The sequence below is a fragment of the Butyrivibrio sp. YAB3001 genome (genome assembly GCF_900112195.1).
In the GTDB taxonomy this organism is placed as follows: Bacteria; Bacillota; Clostridia; order Lachnospirales; family Lachnospiraceae; genus Butyrivibrio.
This window is the reverse complement of sequence record NZ_FOKR01000003.1, coordinates 62,508-81,123: the sequence shown is the minus strand read 5'-3', so window position 1 is coordinate 81,123 and position 18,616 is coordinate 62,508. Positions and strand designations below refer to the sequence as shown.

Annotated in this window: 13 protein-coding genes and 1 pseudogene; 9 read left to right on the top strand and 5 right to left on the bottom strand. The window is 40.2% G+C overall.

All coding sequences use genetic code 11. The features are described from left to right. Both BM086_RS20740 and BM086_RS20735 read left to right on the top strand, forming a co-directional pair. Positions 1-1,182 (top strand): annotated as a pseudogene (locus BM086_RS20740) (hypothetical protein); the annotation flags it as partial. 246 nt (positions 1,183-1,428) lie between these two features. Then, the gene (locus BM086_RS20735) at positions 1,429-1,590 is read left to right on the top strand and encodes a hypothetical protein (protein ID WP_175560087.1); all 162 of its coding nucleotides are present in this window, start codon (positions 1,429-1,431) and stop codon (positions 1,588-1,590) included. A gap of 243 nt (positions 1,591-1,833) precedes the next feature. On the opposite strand, the gene ptsP is transcribed toward BM086_RS20735, so the two are convergent. The 5 genes from ptsP to BM086_RS03825 are packed head-to-tail and all read right to left on the bottom strand — an operon-like array spanning position 1,834 to position 7,554. Next, positions 1,834-3,540, bottom strand: coding sequence for a phosphoenolpyruvate--protein phosphotransferase (gene ptsP, locus BM086_RS03845; RefSeq protein WP_092323733.1), 1,707 nt, complete (start codon positions 3,538-3,540; stop codon positions 1,834-1,836). 38 nt (positions 3,541-3,578) lie between these two features. Beyond that, a complete protein-coding gene (locus tag BM086_RS03840; protein WP_092323730.1) occupies positions 3,579-3,842 on the bottom strand; it encodes an HPr family phosphocarrier protein in 264 nt (87 codons plus the stop codon). 44 nt (positions 3,843-3,886) lie between these two features. Beyond that, a complete protein-coding gene (locus tag BM086_RS03835) occupies positions 3,887-5,824 on the bottom strand; it encodes a PTS fructose transporter subunit IIABC (RefSeq protein WP_092323727.1) in 1,938 nt (645 codons plus the stop codon). Between the two features lie 60 nt (positions 5,825-5,884). Then, positions 5,885-6,790, bottom strand: a complete 906-nt coding sequence (gene pfkB, locus BM086_RS03830; RefSeq protein WP_092323724.1) for a 1-phosphofructokinase — start codon at positions 6,788-6,790, stop codon at positions 5,885-5,887. Between the two features lie 17 nt (positions 6,791-6,807). Further along, positions 6,808-7,554: a DeoR/GlpR family DNA-binding transcription regulator gene (locus BM086_RS03825; RefSeq protein ID WP_092323721.1), complete on the bottom strand. Its 747-nt coding sequence runs from the start codon at positions 7,552-7,554 to the stop codon at positions 6,808-6,810. 325 nt (positions 7,555-7,879) lie between these two features. Here BM086_RS03825 and fliY point away from each other — a divergent pair, with 325 nt between their 5' ends. The 7 genes from fliY to BM086_RS03790 all read left to right on the top strand — a co-directional run bounded on the left by fliY (position 7,880) and on the right by BM086_RS03790 (position 18,611). Further along, positions 7,880-8,485, top strand: coding sequence for a flagellar motor switch phosphatase FliY (gene fliY, locus BM086_RS03820; protein WP_092323720.1), 606 nt, complete (start codon positions 7,880-7,882; stop codon positions 8,483-8,485). An 8-nt stretch (positions 8,486-8,493) separates the two neighbouring features. Continuing rightward, entirely contained in the window at positions 8,494-9,630 is a 1,137-nt protein-coding gene (locus tag BM086_RS03815) for a DUF4317 domain-containing protein (RefSeq protein ID WP_092323717.1), read from the top strand. Positions 9,631-9,649: 19 nt separating this feature from the next. Next, positions 9,650-10,357 (top strand): LytR/AlgR family response regulator transcription factor, encoded by a 708-nt coding sequence (locus BM086_RS03810; protein ID WP_092323713.1) that lies wholly within the window; start codon positions 9,650-9,652, stop codon positions 10,355-10,357. A 13-nt stretch (positions 10,358-10,370) separates the two neighbouring features. After that, positions 10,371-11,678: a GHKL domain-containing protein gene (locus tag BM086_RS03805; protein WP_092323710.1), complete on the top strand. Its 1,308-nt coding sequence runs from the start codon at positions 10,371-10,373 to the stop codon at positions 11,676-11,678. Further along, positions 11,678-12,808, top strand: coding sequence for a GGDEF domain-containing protein (locus BM086_RS03800; protein WP_092323707.1), 1,131 nt, complete (start codon positions 11,678-11,680; stop codon positions 12,806-12,808). Before BM086_RS03805 ends, BM086_RS03800 begins: the two co-directional genes overlap by 1 nt. Positions 12,809-13,003: 195 nt before the next feature. Next, positions 13,004-15,949, top strand: a complete 2,946-nt coding sequence (locus tag BM086_RS03795) for a glycoside hydrolase family 3 N-terminal domain-containing protein (RefSeq protein ID WP_092323704.1) — start codon at positions 13,004-13,006, stop codon at positions 15,947-15,949. Positions 15,950-16,193: 244 nt separating this feature from the next. After that, a complete protein-coding gene (locus BM086_RS03790) occupies positions 16,194-18,611 on the top strand; it encodes a glycoside hydrolase family 3 C-terminal domain-containing protein (RefSeq protein WP_092323701.1) in 2,418 nt (805 codons plus the stop codon). Positions 18,612-18,616: the final 5 nt, after the last annotated feature.

Genomic DNA, 18,616 nt, shown 5'->3' with positions numbered 1-18,616 from the left:
AACAAAGATCTTATGGGTAAGATGCTCAGCGATGAGAAAGTGCTTGGAATGATCATGGGAGATACAGAGCTTGTAGGAAAGATGCTTGGCAATGAGAAGGTTCAGAAGCAGATATTCGGAAACAGCGAGCTCATGGGTAAGATTCTCAGTGATGAGAAGGTAATCGGCATGATCATGAGCGATAAGAAGCTTGTTGGCAGCATGCTCAAGAATGAAAAGGTTCAGAGTCTCATCCTTAGCGATACAGATCTTCTTGATGGCTTGTTCAGCGATGAGAAGGTTATGGCAAAGGTTCTTTCCAATGAAGATATCATGGCTAAGCTTATGTCAAATAAGACACTTAAAGCAGCTATCATGAAGAAGATTTCTTCAGATAAGGATCTTCAGAAAGAGATTATGGGTAGTGATCTGATGATGCAGCATACTCAGGCAATTGCCAGCTACTCAATGCTTGTAGGTGCATCAAAAGCAGTGGTTTCAACACTTTCAAAGCTTAATGCTGAACTTGAGAATGTTCCTCTTAATCAGGAATCACTGGATAAGGTAAATGCAGCAATAGAGGGAGCAAAGCAGATTTCTGAAGGAAATAAAGATCTTGCAGATGGTCTTGGCCAGCTCTATGCAGGAACTCAGAAGCTTGACGAAGGTCTTGGAACACTTAGCACAGGTGCTTCACAGCTTCATGACGGAACAAGCCAGCTTGTAGCTAATAACGGAAAATTAAACGACGGTGCAAAGCAGCTTAGCGACGGCGCAGGGCAGCTTAGTGATGGTGCAAGTCAGCTTAATGATGGAGCAGGAAAGCTTTCAAGTGGCGCAGGTAATCTTAAATCAGGTGCTGATCAGCTTAACAGTGGCGCAAATGACCTTGATAACGGAGCAGGCGAGCTGATGAATGGCGCTAAGGATCTTAATGAAGGCGCAGGAAAGCTCAATGATGGCATTATTGAACTTGATGATGGTGTAGTTGAACTTCTTGATGGTGTATGCAAGCTTGATGAAGAGGGAATCAAAAAGCTCTATGAGGCATTTGACGGTGATCTTACAGACTTTGCAGATAAGCTCTCAGCAATCAAGGAAGCAGGCGGAAATTATACTTCATTCGCAGGAGCAAACGCTGATGAGAAGTGCAGCGTAAAGTTCATTATTAAGACAGAAGGAATTAAATCTTCAGATATTTAATTTGAACTGATATTTCGTTTCAAAAACACAGAATGTTCACAATTATTTGTGCAATTTTCCATTGCCTTTATTCGAAAAATTAAGTACTATGTTTATCGCTAGCATATTTATAGAAAACCACGAAATACATGATGTTTTCTGTAAGTGATTGGAGTTGAAGTTACAGTTTGATTACTGGTGCGGGCGATAACATAGTACAGTTTTTTTAGAATCGATCCGTTCAGTAGTGTACAAGGAGGTAACGAAATGGGCGAATGGAAGAAGGCCTTTGATAGGATAATGGATCAGTTATACAATCATCCTGAGGAGATGAGAGAAAGACTTTTATCTAAATATGATAATGTTTATTCCACACCTCAGTCAGGACATCCTCAGACAGCGATAGAGATGCTTCGTAATATGACATGATGCAAAACTTAGCAATGCAAAGAAATATGTTCCATATAAATAGTATTTGATTATGTTTCATTAACATAACAGTCATTGAAAAATAATCATATGGATGAGAAAAGATGCCATAAATGGTTTTAAATATCACAACCATTTATGGCATCTTTTCTTATTCGCAGACCCGCATAATGTAATTTGCTACTTCGTAGCATGCGGGTCGCGAGACGAGTAGGATGGCTGATTGTCACCTACTCATTTTTTTTACTCTTTAGATGCAGCTTTGAGTGCTGCTACAATTTCGCTTTCTGTATCAAGTGACATTACTATCTGGGCGAGGGCATCAGCCTCTTCTTTACTCCATTTGGAGATTATGCATCTGGCAGTCAGTACAAGAACCGGATTTACACTGTATTCGGTAAGACCGAAGGATATAAGAAGCGGAATCATAAGTGGATCGGCAGCAGCTTCGCCACACATTCCAACAGGAATTCCCGCCTTTATTCCACACTCAATAATGTGTTTGATAGAGCGGAGCACTGAAGGCTGGAATGTTGAATAAAGATAAGCAACATCAGCATTTCCGCGGTCTACGCTCATGGTATACTGAGTGAGGTCATTGGTTCCTATTGAGAAGAAGTCAGCCTCTTTTGCCAAAATATCTGCAATAAGTGAGGCGGCAGGAGTTTCCATCATGCATCCTACTTCGATATCTTTGTCGTAATCGATATTGTTTGCATCAAAATCTTTTTTGATCTCTGCAACCATTTTCTTGACTTCACGGAGCTCATCCACGCAGGTTACAAGAGGAACCATGATCTTGATCTTGCCGAAAGCACTGGCTCTTACCATAGCTCTAAGCTGGATCATATAGGCGTCCTTGTTTCCAAGGCAGTATCTGACAGCTCTGTATCCAAGGAATGGGTTGTCTTCCTTCTTCATGTTAAGATAAGGAATATCCTTATCACCACCGATATCGAGAGTTCTGATTATTACAGGCTTTCCACCCATAGTAACGGCGGCTTCTTTATAGGCTGCAAACTGTTCCTCTTCGCTTGGAAGATGATTATTATCCATGAAAAGAAATTCTGAACGGAAAAGTCCGATACCTTCGCCATCGCATTCAACGGCTTTTTTGGCATCCTTTGGAGTTCCTATGTTGCAGAAAAGCTCTACCTTAGCACCATCACTGGTCACAGTTTCTTTGCCAAGGAAACCTTTGAGCTCAGACTGCTTGCGAATAAAATCTTCACGTTTGATTATGTACTGTGAAAGAACATCGCCCTCAGGATTTAAATAAACTATTCCTTCAGTTCCATCTACGATGGCAGTATCTTTGTCTTTTACCAAAGTAGTTACATCAGGAACGGAAAGTACAGCGGGAATCTCGAGAGCTCTTGCGAGAATGGCGGAGTGTGAAGTTTTTCCGCCAATCTCAGTAATGATTCCAACAACATTATCTTTATCTATCTGTGAAGTCATGGATGGAGTTAAATCTTTGGCTACAAGGATAGTGCCTTTTGCAACCTTGCTGATCTCAACATCTTTGATTCCGAGAAGAAGCTTTAACATGCTTACCTTTACATCGCTGATGTCAGAAGCTCTCTGGCGCATCATCTCATCGTCCATCTTGGAGAACATTCCGATGAACATGTCGCATACTGCTTCAACAGCAGCTTCTGCGCACTGACCGGCTTCGATCATCTTGGTCATTTCACCGGCCATTGTGGGATCAGAGATCATTACAAGATGTCCTTCAAGGATTTCAGCCTCCTTGGGACCTATACGCTTTCTGATGTCATCAGCCTGTTTGGTAGTTTCTTCTTTAAAAGCTTCAATAGCATCATTAAAACGCTTTTTTTCAGCTTCAGTATCTTCTATTTTTTTCTTTTCAAATGTAAGTTCATGTTCTGCAATTACGCAAATACTTCCAATTCCAATACCTCTGGAAGCGGCAATTCCCTTAACCATAATTATTTCCTCCGTTATATAAGCAAGGTGTTATGAAATCAGTCGCCAAGGCCGCTTTCAACAAGTTCAATAGCCTTTTTAAGAGCATCTGCTTCGTCAGGACCATCACATTCGATTTCAATTTCTGAACCACATTTAATGCATGCAGCCATGAGCATCATTACGCTTTTTCCATCAAATGATGTTCCGTTAAAGTTTACCTTTACGCTGCTGGAAAATGGAGTCATAGCCTGGCAAAAGAGAGTTGCCGGACGCATGTGCATTCCCTGTTCATTAGTTACTGTGATTTTCTGTGATACCATATTAATTTATTCCTTTCTATAAAAAACAAGTGGTGAAGAGGAAATTATTCCTCGACATTTTTCTTTAAGAGCCCAAGCATGAGGCAGCCGGCAGCTGAACCAACAAGAAGAGCTACAAGGTACATGCCAACATTTCCAACTACAGGGAATACGAAGATTCCACCGTGAGGAGCTCTAAGTGTGCACTTAAATGCCATTGAAAGAGCACCGGCAAGACCTGAACCAACCATAAGTGAAGGGATAACCCTGATAGGATCTGCAGCAGCAAAAGGAATTGCGCCTTCTGTGATGAAGCTAAGTCCCATGATGAAGTTTACAGGACCGGATTTTCTTTCTGCAGGAGTGAATTTCTTCTTAAAGAAGATAGTAGCAAATGCAATGGCGATTGGAGGAACCATACCACCAACCATGATAGCTGCCATGATCATGTGACCTGTTTCGTTCTGGTTTGCAAGGCTTGCAAGACCAAATGCATAAGCTGCCTTGTTGAGAGGGCCACCCATATCTGTTGCCATCATTGCTCCAAGGAGTATTCCAAGTACTACCATTGAACCTGTTCCCATTCCTTCAAGGACACCTGTGATCCATGTGTTGAGCGCACCAACGATAGGGTTGATGAGACACATAACAAGACCAATCATAAGGATACCGCAGAGAGGGTAGATGAGTACGGGCTTGATTCCTTCAAGTGCCTGTGGAAGCTTTTCAAATGCTTTCTGAAGAAGCTTAACAATGTAACCTGCTGCAAAGCCGGCAACCAAAGCGCCAAGGAAAGCAGAAGATACATCTCCTCCGGGTGCAGCAAATGTTGCGCCGCTACTTGCGAGAGCGCCACCTACGAAACCAACTGCAAGACCTGGACGGTCAGCGATACTCTGAGCGATAAATCCAGCCAGGATTGGAAGCATGAAGCCAAATGCAACGCCACCAATAGTCTTAAACCATGCAGCAACAGGTGTGTTTGTACCAAAGTTGCTTGGATCGATTGAGTAATCATCAAGCAGGAATGCAATGGCGATAAGGATACCACCACCGATAACGAATGGAAGCATGTGTGAAACGCCGTTCATAAGGTGCTTGTAGAACTGTCTTCCAAAGGATTCGTTAGATACATCAGACTGTTTAGAAACAGCGCCTGTGTGATGATAAACTGTGGTCTGTCCTGATGTTGCTTTCTTGATAAGCTCTTCAGGATTGTGAATCGCTTCTTTGGTAGAGGTGATGATAACTTCTTTTCCATCAAATCTACCCATATCGATATTCTTGTCACAAGCGATGATGATCGCATCTGCTTCTTCAATCTCACTTGCCTTAAGTACATCCTTTGCGCCTGCGGAACCATCTTTTTCAACCTTGATGGAAAGACCCATTTCTTTAGCCTTAAGTTCAAGTGCTTCAGCAGCCATGAATGTGTGAGCGATACCTGTAGGGCAGGCAGTAACACCAAGAAGCTTTTTGTTTGCAGTTGTGCTTGCAGGAGCAGCAGCCTGAGCGGCAGCTTTCTTTGCAGCTTCTTCTTTGTCCTTCTCAGCTTCCTTTTCATCAATGATCTTTAAGAATTCATCAGGAGTCTTTGCTTCAATAAGCTTATTTGAGAAGTTCTGATCCATCAAAAGGGTCATGAGCTTTGAAAGAACTTCCAAATGTGTGTCTGCTGCAGTGTCCGGAGCAGCAATCATGAAGAAGAGCTTACTTGGATTTCCATCAAGTGACTTGTAGTCGATTCCTGAAGGAATTGTGATGGCTGTAACGCCGGCAGTGGAAACAGCAAATGATTTGCCATGAGGAACAGCTATTCCCATTCCGATGGCAGTTGAGCCTTTTTCCTCTCTTGCGAGAATGGCTTTTTTGAATGCTGATACATTGTTGAGGTTTCCAACCTTCTCGTGCAGCTCAATGAGCGCATCGATGGCAGCATTCTGATCAGCAGCGCTGACATTCAGGCTAATGCCATCTTTTTTTAGTAAATCTGTGATTTTCATAGTCCCTCCTTATACGGGGTGCTTCCCCATTTATGTGTGTAATGATTTTTAAGTAGATCATTAAAGCTTTTCGTATAGACTTAAGATATCTTCTCCTGTAGCCAAATCGTCTGAGAAAGCAGTAGCGCTTCCTGCTGCGGTTCCCATCTTAAGAGCTTCGCCATAGCTGTGGTTTTTAAGGAATCCTGCAACAAATCCTGCAACCATTGAATCACCGGCCCCAACTGAGTTTCTGACCTGGCCCTTAGGTACACCGACTCTGAATTTTTCACCATTTTCTGTGATGAGCATTGCTCCGTCACCTGCCATGGAAATGAGAACATTTCTTGCGCCAAGTGCTTGAAGCTTTTTGGCATGTTCTTCGATTTCATCATCAGTTTTAAGCACTGTATCAAACATTTCGCCAAGTTCATGATTGTTTGGCTTTATGAGAAATGGATGGTACTTAAGGACATTTTTCAAAAGATCTTTAGTGGCATCAACAACAGTGTCAACCTTTCTGTCCGATAATTTTTCAAGAATTCTTTCGTAAATATCGCTTGGAAGTGAACTTGGGATACTTCCTGCAAGGATGAGAATATCGCCATCAACAAGTCGGTCAAGTTGTTCAAAGAGCTTATCAATAGCTTCTTGTGGAATAGAAGGACCCTGAGCGTTTATTTCAGTTTCTTCTGAACCCTTGATCTTAACGTTGATACGGGATATTCCTTCAGGAAGATCAATAAAATCAGCCTTTATTCCCTTCTTGTTTACACTTTCCTTGATTGCTTCACCGGTAAAGCCGGCTACAAAACCAAGAGCAGTGTTCTCTAATCCCAGATTTTTTAGGATTGTGGAAACATTGATACCCTTTCCGCCAAAATAGCATTCCTCGGAATCTGAACGATTAGTCATTCCCGGAAGAAGTTCTTTTCCCATGCGAACAACATAGTCAATCGCAGGGTTAAAGGTAACTGTGTAGATCATTTAGTTCCTCCTCTTAATCAAACTACTTTGATTACTGTTTTGTTACTAAAATTTTTATTTACTTCTCTGTCTGTTATGATGCAGCAGCTTGGAAGTTCTGCAAAAGTGACTGAACTTACTTTTCCGAATTTGGAATGGTCAGCCAGAATATATGAGATGTAGGAATGCTTTACAGCTTCCTGCTTTACAAGGGCCTCATCCACATCGGGAGTTGTGTAGCCTGCCTGAAGTGAAATGCCGTTTGTGCCCATAAAAGCCTTGGTGAAATGATATTTGCTGATAGTTTCTATACAATCCGGTCCGATAACAGCCTCTGTTGTTGGCTTGCATCTGCCTCCGATAATCATTGTGCTGAGCCCTTTTTCCAAAAGCTTTTTTGCATGGACTATTCCGTTGGTGATGTATTTAGCCTTTGTATTAGTGATATACTTGATTATTTCAAGCGTAGTAGTACCGGAATCAATATAGACAAAATCATCATCGTTTATTAGTGATGCAGCATATTTGCTTATCGCATCCTTTTCTTCAATATTAAGCGAAGCCTTGGCTGAAACAGTTGGCTCAAAGGTGTTTACGCTGCTTTGAGCAATGGAAGTTGCTCCGCCAAAGACTTTTACAATCTTTTTCTCATCGTGCAGTGCAGACAGATCTCTTCTGATCGTGGCTGCTGAGGCGTCAAATTCCTCCATCAGTTCTGCAACGGTGACAACACTTTTTTCATTTATAAATGAAACTATTAAATCGCGACGTTCCTGAGTAAGCATTTTTTCCCCTGTGAATATGTAAAAAGAATTGTAATTAGAAACATATAATATGAAAAAAATCAACGAACTAACCTATCATAGAAGGATAATAACACTAAAGATAATCAAAATCAATCAAAAATAATCACAAAAAACCAATTTAATTTTTATAAAAAATCACAAAGCAAAAACAAACAATCAAAGATAATCATGTTCATTCACTAAAATTATTCTTAAAAAACAATTAAGCTTTATTGATATAGCGTAAACATTCTTTACAAAAAGACATATAATAAATTAAAATAATATTGAAGTTTTCTACGTTTTACCTATGGAGGTGCTGATTTTGGAAGAATTAGTTTTGACACAGGAACAGATTGATATTATTGGTGAAATTGCAAATATCAGTATGGGTAATTCTGCGACAACATTAAGCATGATGGTTAACAGGAAGGTTGAGATCACAACACCGAATGTTAAGCTGATAAAGCGAAGTGAAGCACTTGATGATTATGAAAAGACCTGTATCTTTGTGCAGATTCATTTTGTAAAAGGACTTCAGGGAAACAATGTCCTTGTGCTTAAAGAGCATGATGTAAAAGTTATGACTGACCTTATGATGGGCGGTGATGGAACAAATACATCAGGTGAAATAACGGAACTTCATCTTTCAGCAGCTTCTGAGGCAATGAACCAGATGATGGGAACAAGTGCAACATCGCTTTCATCGATGCTTGGCGTTGCTACAGATATAAGTACTCCGATTGTAAATCAGATTGATGTTGACAGTATTAAAGTATTTGAAAAAATGTTTGATACTACTTATGATAAATTTGTTAAAATAGCTTTCAGGATGACGATAGGAGATCTTATCGATTCTGTTATGGTACAATTATATCCGGTGCAGTTTGCAGTAGATATGTGCCAAAAATTTGTAGGTAAAGGAAAGTAGTATTCAAAATGAATAAGGCAGAAACATTAGAAATCAAAAAGCAGTTTACACCTGACAGGTGTACTATTGATAACATTTGCGGATGCTATGTTGATCATGAAAAGAACAAGAGACTATCTTTTAGAAAGGCTTTCGGACAGCTTCCTGATGAGGAAATGTTCAAATATCTGGATATTTTCCAGCATACCCTTGCAGGTACCTTTGGCAAGAATCTCATTAGTCTTGAGTTCCCTCTAGACCAGGAACAGCCGGGGGGAACCCAAGATTTTCTTTTGAAGCTAAGGGACTCAAAGCTTGAAGACGATGCGCTTCTTGATGAGTTTTATGACAAGATAATAGCCAATTATGAAAATGGCGAGAATTATTATATTATTATTGTCCATGCTGTATATGATATTCCCGGAATTACAAGGGATGGAATAGAGATGGAGGATGCATCAGAGAAGATTTATGATTATATGCTCTGCAGCATCTGTCCTGTTAAGCGCTCCAAGGCAGGACTTGGTTATAATGAAAAAGACAATGTCATCGAAGAGAGATACTGCGACTGGGTTGTCGAGGGACCTACCAAGGGATTTCTTTTTCCTGCGTTTATAGAAAGAGACATGGATATTCATAACATGCTCTATTTCACCAAGAAACCTGATGATCTTCAGCCTGTGTTTGTTGAGGCAATGTTTGGCGGAAGAGCGCCTATGTCTGCGCCTGAACAGAAAGATATTTTTGATGCGGTCGTTCAGAATACAATTGGTGATGATGCTGATTATGACATCATGAAAAACGTTCACGACAATTTAAATCAGATGATCGAAGATCACAAGGATGATCCGGAGCCTTTGGAACTTACCAAAAATGATGTTAAGCAGCTTTTGTCTGACAGTGGCGTCTCAGAAGAAAGACTGGGATATTTTGACGAGAACTATGAAAAATGTGCAGGTGAGGAGGATTGTCCTTTTCTTGTGGACAATATTGCAAATAAAAAGAAATTTGACATTGCAGCACCAAACATTGTGATAAAGGTTGATGCGGACCGTACGGACCTTGTTGAGTCAAGGATAATTGATGGAAGGCAGTGCCTTGTTATTGCGGTTGATGATCATATTGAGGTTAACGGTATAAATGTTCGAACATTTATGAATAGATGATTACAGGTTGAGGTTTTTTATGATCAGGCTTGCAATTGTAGAAGACGAAGATTCATACGCGCAGCAGCTGACTGAGTTTATAAATAAATATCAGGAAGAGAGCGGCAATTACTTTAAGATAACAAGATTTTCCGATGGAGATGAGATAACAAACGGTTATTCCGGACAGTTTGACATAATCCTTATGGATATAGAGATGAAACTTATGGATGGCATGACGGCGGCGGAAGAGATAAGAAAGCTCGACCAGGAAGTAGTGATCATGTTTATAACAAATATGACCAACTATGCCATCCGTGGTTACCAGGTTGATGCGCTTGATTATGTGCTAAAGCCGGTGAGTTATTTTGCGTTCTCCCAAAAACTTGGAAGAGCTCTCGGCAAGATAAAAAAGTCAAATTCCAGGATAATCACTATTGAGGTGGCATCCGGTGTAAAAAAGCTGAATCTTGACAGTCTTTTTTACATCGAAAGTGAGGGGCATAACCTTACTTTTTACACGACGAGCGGGCAGTTTTCCGTAAGGGCCAAGATGGGGGATTTCGAAGAACAACTGACTCCATACAGCTTTTTTAGAAGCAATAAGGGATATCTTGTTAATCTAAAATTTGTGGATGGCGTGGAAAACGGCTGTTGTATTATTGCCGGAAAAAAGCTGCTTATCAGCAGGGCGAGAAAGAATGATTTTATGACGGCTCTTACTGATTATATGGTAGATTCGCCATAATATTAAGGAAAATATGGAAAACGTTTATTATGATATTCCCAGAATATACACTGCTCTTGCCGAGTGGCTGGCATGCCTTACCTATTGCCTTGTCATGAGGCGAAGGATTAAAAATGAGGACTTTATCCTGTCTTCAATTTTATGCCTTATAGTTCAGAGTATGTTTCTGGTGCTTACCAAAGGACTGCCGGTCTTTTGGTGGATTCCCTGTATGCTTATTGCAGTGGGGTTCATGTATGCATTTATGGCTTTTACCTGTGATGACAGCCGAAATGTAATAGGTTATTACTGCGCAAGGGCATTCCTTTTGGCTGAACTTGCGGCTTCTCTTGAATGGCAGCTTGCATGCTTTTTCAGGAATATTACAGATTCTATTGTTATTCAGGTTCTGATACTTATTGCGATTTATACACTTGTTTTTACGTGGGCTCACTATATGGAAGTGAGCATAACCAGAGGAATATTTCAGCTGGAGATAAATAATCATGAATTGCTTGCAGCGGTTCTTATTGCCGTTGCGATATTTGCTTTCAGCAACCTTAGCTTTGTATTTAGAAATACGCCTTTTTCCGGTGGGATTACGGCGGATATCTTTTACATAAGAACGCTGGTTGATATTGCGGGAATCATGATACTGTACGTGTATCAGAGCAGAATCTGCGAACTTCTTGCGGAAAAAGAACTTAGAAATATCCATTCAATGCTCAAGGCGCAATATGATAAGTACAGAAATTATCAGTCTACTTTTGAACTCATCAATATGAAATATCATGACCTTAAGCACCAGATAGCAGGGCTCAGGGCTGAGATGAGTGATGAAGAGAGAAAAAAGTGGATTGATTCACTGGAGCAGGAACTTGAATCCTACAGTCCGGAACTTGAAACTGGCAACAGCGTTCTTGATACACTGATTGCCGGTAAGATGATCAATTTCAGGTCCAATAACATAAAGATTACCTGTGTGGCAGACGGCGATGTCCTTGATTTTATGCATGTCGCCGATATCTGTACTATTTTTGGCAATGCGCTGGATAATGCGGTAGAAAGTGTGTCACTTATTGATGACCCTGAGAAGAGACTTATTCATTTATCTATCTCTCAGAAAAAGAACTTTGTACTGGTTCAGGTAAATAATTATTGCGAAAACAATATTATAATAAAGAACGGATATCCTGAGACAACCAAAGCTGATAAGGGAAATCATGGCTTTGGACTTAAAAGTATCAGATACACTGTTGAAAAATATCATGGAACTCTTAATTTTGATCTTAAGGATAATTGGTTTGAACTTAAGATACTCATACCCATGGGAGGGCTTTGATGAATATTGTTGCCATAGCAATTGCAGATTTTGTAGGACTTATGCTGCTGATTGCAATGCTTTTCAGCAGCCATATCCGAAGAGCTACAAATTATGAAGAATTCCGACTATTTACATTGATTGCATTTCTTTCTGCAGTAGCTTGTGTTGTGGATTTTTGGATGTTTTTTTGTGATGGGCGGGAAGGCATTATTTGCAGGCTTGTAAATCTTTTTGGCAATACGTATTGCTTTATTGCAAATCCGGTATTTGCGATTGCATGGTGCCAGTATACTGATTATAAACTGTATCATTCCAAGAGCAGACTGCGAAGGATTTATCGCATTGCTGCTATCCCAGGATTTATAATGGCCCTGTCGACTATTATTAATCTTTTTTATCCTGTTGTCTTTTTTATAGATGATAATAATGTATACCACAGGCTTCCGTTTAGTTATATGTTTTATCTTGTTGAGGCAGGATATCTCATCTATAGTATTTATGTGATAAAAAAATATGAAGAAAGATATGACAAGGTCAGATTTTTCCCGCTTCCGCTTATGCTTGGCCCAATTGCAGCGGGATGCCTTTTACAGGTGCTGTTTTACGGAGTGTCTCTGATGTGGGTATCGATATCGATAGGACTTACTTCTATATATATGTCGATGCAAAATGAATTTTCCTATCTTGATACGCTTACAGGATTGTACAACAGGACTTATCTGGATTATCTTTTTGAAATATATTCAAAAGATCCAAAGGCCAGTCTTGGCGGAGTGATGATAGATGTGGATTATTTTAAAGAGATAAATGATACCTATGGTCATTCTGTTGGTGATGAGGCACTTATCGATGTGGCCAGGATCATTAGGCTTGGAAAGACTGACAAGGCAATCCCAATCAGGTTTGCGGGTGATGAGTTTATTCTTTTGATGAAGGGAAGTAATGATGAGTCCATGAAAAAACTGATTCAGGGACTAAGGGATGAACTAAAGCTTTTTAATGAGACTGAAGGAAGACAGTACAAGCTTTCGCTTTCCATGGGTTACACCATATTTGATCCTGACAGGGATACCATTGATACATTCTTTAAAAAGATGGATGATAACATGTATAGTGAAAAGGTGAAAAAGCACTCTGAAAGAGTGTGATTTGTTACTGCTTTGACAGAAAAGATTCACTGTTAATTCCATTTATGACAAAAAACGTACCGTTTGTGACAAAAACGGCACGTTTTTTTTGTTGTGCTAATCTGTTATTGTAAGTTCCGCTGTAACGTGGCGGATATCTAATTCACGGCGTACTGACCATGCGCTGTGTAACCAAAAGTTAAGGGAGGTTCTATTATGTTATCTATCAACATGAGCGACGTTATTAACGTCATCAATTCAATCAAGTCTTATTTGATTGCAATAGGTATCATAGTTGCAGTTGCTATCGTAGTTATGATTGCAGTTATGAAACTTAAGAAATCAACTAAGAAACTTGTGCGTGGCACAGCACTTGTTGCTATGCTGACAGGTATTGTGGTGTGTGTGAATATGATCCTCACAGGACCTATGAGCACAATGCTTGACCTTGTAAGTGGAAAAGGTACTATCAGTAAAAAGACATCTGATGAATCCACTGTACTGGCACAGGATATTGCAAGAGAGGGTATCGTTCTTCTTGAAAATGATGCTAATACTCTTCCTGTTGCAACAGGTTCAAAGCTTAATGTATTTGGATGGGCATCAACAAATCCTATTTTAGGAGGAGCAGGTTCAGGAGCTCTTAATGATGCTTACGCAACAATCGATCTTCTTTCATCATTAAAAGATGCAGGTATTGAAACAAACTCAGAACTTACTAAGTTCTATACAGACTATAAGGCAGACAGGCCTGTAGTTGGAATGTGGAATCAGGATTGGACACTTCCTGAACCAAATGTTTCTCTTTATACAGATTCACTTATTTCTAATGCAAAGAGCTTTTCTGACACAGCTATGATCGTTATCAGCCGTTCAGGCGGTGAGGGAGCTGATCTTCCTACAAATATGCCGGCTGTTGTAGATGGTTCTTTCAAGGATGGCACAACTTATACAGCAGGTACATATGATGATACGTTAAATGAAGGAAATGACTGGGATGCAGGTGATCATTATCTTCAGCTTACAAACAGAGAAGAAGAAATGATCGATCTTGTTTGTGCTAACTTTGACAAGGTTATCCTTGTTTACAACGGCGCAAATGCATTCGAACTTGGATTTATCAAAGATCACCCACAAATCAAATCTGTTCTTTGGGCAGCAGGTATGGGCCATGTTGGTATGAAGGCTCTTGGCGAGATCGTTACAGGTGAAGTTAATCCTTCAGGCAGAACAATTGATACTTATGTTTACAATATGAAGGAAACACCATGGTGGAACAACTTTGGTGACTTCAACTACACAAATATGGATGATTTTGCTTACGTTTCAACAGGCTTTACAGGTGTTGAAACAAGGGCAGATGTAAGCTTTGTAAACTATGTAGAAGGTATTTATGTAGGTTACAAGTTCTATGAGACAGCAGCAGTAGAAGGTCTCATCAATTATGACGATGTTGTTCAGTATCCGTTTGGATATGGTCTTTCATACACAAGCTTCGAGCAGAAGATGGGAGATATCACAGAATCTAACGGAAAGATTTCTTTTGACGTAACAGTGACAAATACAGGTTCTGTAGCAGGTAAGGAAGTTGTGGAAGTTTATTACAATCCTCCTTATGAGAACGGCGGAATTGAGAAAGCAACAGCAAACCTTATTGCTTTTGAAAAAACATCAAAGCTTGAGCCGGGCGCTTCTGAGACAGTTACAATTTCTTTTGATGATGAGCTTATGGCTTCTTACGATTACCAGAATGCTAAGGCATATGTTCTTGAAGCCGGTGATTATGAGATCTCAATCAATAAGGATTCTCACAACGTTATTGATTCCAGAACATATTCTGTTGGTACAACAGTAACTTACGATGGAACAAACAAGAGAACAACAGATAAGGTTACAGCAACAAACGCATTTGATTTTGCAAATGGCGGACTTGAGTACCTTTCAAGAGCAGATGGTTTTGCAAACTATGCATCAGCTACAAAGGCTCCTACAAACTATGATATGCCTGCAGATGTTAAGGCTACATTCTACAACATCAGCAACTATCTTACAGCAGAAGCTACAGCACAGGATGAAGATCCAAATGCAGCAGCAGTTACAACAGGAGCTGCTACAAGCCTTAAGCTTAAAGATCTTCGTGGACTTTCAAAGGATGATGCTAAGTGGGATGAGCTTCTTAACTCAATGACACTTGATGATATGAATGACCTTATTTCTCTTGGTGGATATCAGACAAATTCTGTAGCATCAATTGAAAAGGTTCGTACAAATGACTGTGATGGACCTGCTTCCATCAACAATAACTTTACTGGCGTAGGTTCACTTGGATTCCCTGTAGGTGTAACAATTGCAGCTACATTCAATAAGGACCTCGCATATGCGTTCGGTGATTACATTGGTAAGATGGCAAATGAAATGGATGTATCAGGATGGTATGCTCCTGCTATGAACATTCACAGAACTGCTTTTGCAGGACGTAACTTTGAGTATTATTCAGAAGATGGACTTCTTTCAGGATTTATAGCTTCAATGGCAGCACAGGGTTCATGGGCAAACGGTGTTTATGCTTATGTTAAGCACTTTGCTTTGAATGACCAAGAAGGTAACAGATGCGATATGCTCTGCACATGGTCAAATGAGCAGGCAATCCGTGAAATCTATCTTAAGCCATTCGAAATCAGTGTAAAGAATGTTGAACTTACATCTGTAATGTCTTCATTCAACTACATTGGTAACCGTTGGGCAGGTGGATGCAAAGAACTTCTTAAGACAGTTCTTAGAGATGAGTGGGGCTTTAATGGTTTTGTACTTACTGACTACTTTGGAGTTTATGGCTACATGTCATCTGACCAGGCTATCAGAAATGGTACAGACTGTATGCTTGTAAACTATCCTACAGCTACAAACAATGTTCAGTTCAGAGATACAAACGGCGCTCAGCAGGCTATGAGAGATGCTACCAAGAACATTCTTTACACAGTAGTAAACAGCCGCGCTTATGCTCCTGAGAATCTTAAGACTGGTATGGCTTCCTGGAAAGTTATCATGATCGTTGCAGATGTAATCTTTGGCGCTCTTATGATCCTTCTTATGTGCATCTTTATCAAGAACTTTGGTAAGAACAAGGAAAAAGAGGAAGCAGCTGCTAAAGCACAGCAGTAAATCAGATCTATAGTAAACGGCAATAGTAAAAACAATGCCATTTGCAATAGAAAAATGAAATAGCATTAACAGAGATATTTTTTAAGGCCGATGTGCTGGCAGGCTTATATGAGCCTGTCGGCGCATTAGGGCTTTTAAAATATAAATAAAAGACGATTGTACTACTTTGACATTACTATTCATGTTTGATCAAATCAGCACAGTAGTGTTGTGGTGATACATAGTCAGTGAAACGAGGGAAAAAATGAAATATCAAGATATCATTGAAAAGATGACAATTGAAGAAAAGGCTGCTTTTCTAAGTGGTAAAGGTGAGTGGCAGACAAGAGATTTTGAAAAGTTGGGAATACCTTCAATATTTTGTTCTGATGGACCTCACGGTATAAGAAAGCAAGCCGGAGCAGGAGATCACTTGGGACTTAATGCATCCCTCCCTGCAACATGCTTCCCTACAGCGGCAACTATCGCCGGCAGCTGGAATCCGGAGCTCGGCGAGGAACTAGGTAGAACTCTCGGCGAAGAGGCTATGGCAGAAGGTGTAAATGTGCTTCTTGGACCTGGTCTTAATATTAAGAGAAGTCCTCTTTGCGGAAGAAATTTTGAGTATTTTTCTGAAGATCCATATCTGGCAGGTAAAATGGCGGCATCATATGTCAGAGGCATTCAGTCTCAGGGTGTATATGCTTGTCCTAAGCATTTTGCGGTGAACTCTCAGGAGCTCCGTCGTATGGCTATGAATTCTGTTCTTGATGAGCGTACCTTAAGAGAGATATATCTTACCGGTTTTGAAATTGCTGTAAAAGAAGGCAAGGCTAAGACCATAATGTCAGCGTACAATGAGGTTAATGGAACATATGCCAACGAGAATAAGCATCTTTTGACTGATATCCTGAGAAAAGACTGGGGATTTGATGGAATTGTAATTACTGACTGGGGAGCATCTAATGATCATGCTCTGGGTGTGGCAGCAGGTTCTAACCTGGAAATGCCTAATCCAGGTCTTGATTCTGCAAGAGAGCTTATTGCTGCAGTTGAGAGTGGAAAGATAAGCATAAAGGATGTTGATGCCAGGGTTGATGAACTCCTCGATGCAGTAATGACGCTTTATGTAAATGCACAGGGCAAAGCAGATGATTTTGATAAGCCTGCTCATCATGCTGTTGCAAGAAAAGCTGCTGCAGAAAGTACAATTCTTTTAAAGAATGAAGGAAAGATCCTGCCGCTTAAGCCTGGAGCAAAGGTTGCAATTATTGGTGATTTTGCTTTTGTTCCAAGATATCAGGGCGCAGGTTCATCACTTGTAAATCCTACAAAGGTAGAGACTATTTCTGAGCTTATTGGAAATTATGATCTTCAGGTAATTGGAAGCAGCAGAGGATACTCAAGAACTGGAGAAGAGGATGCAGCAACCAAGAAAGAAGCTCTTGATATTGCAGCAAGAGCAGACGTAGTTCTTTTCTTCTTTGGATTAAATGAAGACAGTGAATCTGAGGGAATGGACAGAACTCATATGAGAATTCCTCAGAATCAGATAAATCTTTTACAGGAACTTGGACAGGTAAATAAGAATCTTGTGGGTATTATAAGCGCAGGTTCAGCTATTGAAATGCCATGGCATCATTATTTCAAGGCAATACTCCACTGTTACCTCAATGGTCAGGCCGGTGCCGGAGCTGTTCTTGATATCCTTACAGGTGGCGTCAATCCATCAGGTAAGTTATCAGAGACAATTCCGAGAAGACATGAAGATACACCTGCTTATCGTTATTATCCAAGCCATGAGAGAACAGCTGAGTACAGGGAAAGTCTTTATGTTGGATACAGATATTATGACACAGCAGATATTCCTGTTCTTTATCCTTTTGGCTTCGGACTTTCATATACAACATTTGAGTATAGCAATCTTGAGATAAAAGAGGATAAGGTTTGTCTGACAGTTAAAAACACCGGTGGAGTTGATGGCTCAGAAGTTGTCCAGATGTATGTTTCGCTTCCCGGAGCAAAGGTATTCAGACCTAAGAAAGAGCTTAAGGGATTTGCAAAAGTATTCCTGAAAGCTGGAGAGAGTAAGAAGGTTGAGATTGCTTTTGATGATAAGACCTTCCGTTACTGGAATGTGAATACAAACAAGTGGGAAGTTGAAGGCGGCAAGTATCAGATTCTTATCGGAGCAAGCAGCGCAGATATAAGACTTGACGGAGAAATTGAGAGAGCCTCCACAACAGATAATCTTCCATATAACGCATCTGACCTTCCTTCATATTACACAGGAAAGATTCAGACTGTTGAAGATTCAGAGTTTGAAAAGCTCCTTGGAAGAAGCATCCCTGATGGAAAATGGAGCGGTGAGCTTACTGCCAATGATGCTATTTGTCAGATGTATTATGCAAAGAGCGGTCTGGCAAGATTTGCTTATAAACGCCTTACTGCAATGAAGAAAAAAGCAGATGACAGTGGTAAGCCGGATCTTAATATTCTTTTCATCTATAATATGCCGTTCAGAGCTATGGCCAAGATGACCGGTGGTGCTGTTAGCATGGATATGGTTGACGGAATAGTAAAGATTGTAAACGGACATTTCTTTGGTGGACTTGGAAAAGTTATTAGTGGCTATTTCCGCAATGGAAAGCTGAATAAGCAGTATGAGAATAAGATAAAATAATTTGG

Bases quoted from the DNA above. Each gene is read 5' to 3' on its own strand.
- BM086_RS20735 (WP_175560087.1), top strand. From the start codon at position 1,429: ATGGGCGAATGGAAGAAGGCCTTTGATAGGATAATGGATCAGTTATAC.
- ptsP (WP_092323733.1), bottom strand. From the start codon at position 3,540: ATGGTTAAGGGAATTGCCGCTTCCAGAGGTATTGGAATTGGAAGTATT.
- BM086_RS03840 (WP_092323730.1), bottom strand. From the start codon at position 3,842: ATGGTATCACAGAAAATCACAGTAACTAATGAACAGGGAATGCACATG.
- BM086_RS03835 (WP_092323727.1), bottom strand. From the start codon at position 5,824: ATGAAAATCACAGATTTACTAAAAAAAGATGGCATTAGCCTGAATGTC.
- pfkB (WP_092323724.1), bottom strand. From the start codon at position 6,790: ATGATCTACACAGTTACCTTTAACCCTGCGATTGACTATGTTGTTCGC.
- BM086_RS03825 (WP_092323721.1), bottom strand. From the start codon at position 7,554: ATGCTTACTCAGGAACGTCGCGATTTAATAGTTTCATTTATAAATGAA.
- BM086_RS03815 (WP_092323717.1), top strand. From the start codon at position 8,494: ATGAATAAGGCAGAAACATTAGAAATCAAAAAGCAGTTTACACCTGAC.
- BM086_RS03810 (WP_092323713.1), top strand. From the start codon at position 9,650: ATGATCAGGCTTGCAATTGTAGAAGACGAAGATTCATACGCGCAGCAG.
- BM086_RS03805 (WP_092323710.1), top strand. From the start codon at position 10,371: ATGGAAAACGTTTATTATGATATTCCCAGAATATACACTGCTCTTGCC.
- BM086_RS03800 (WP_092323707.1), top strand. From the start codon at position 11,678: ATGAATATTGTTGCCATAGCAATTGCAGATTTTGTAGGACTTATGCTG.
- BM086_RS03795 (WP_092323704.1), top strand. From the start codon at position 13,004: ATGTTATCTATCAACATGAGCGACGTTATTAACGTCATCAATTCAATC.
- BM086_RS03790 (WP_092323701.1), top strand. From the start codon at position 16,194: ATGAAATATCAAGATATCATTGAAAAGATGACAATTGAAGAAAAGGCT.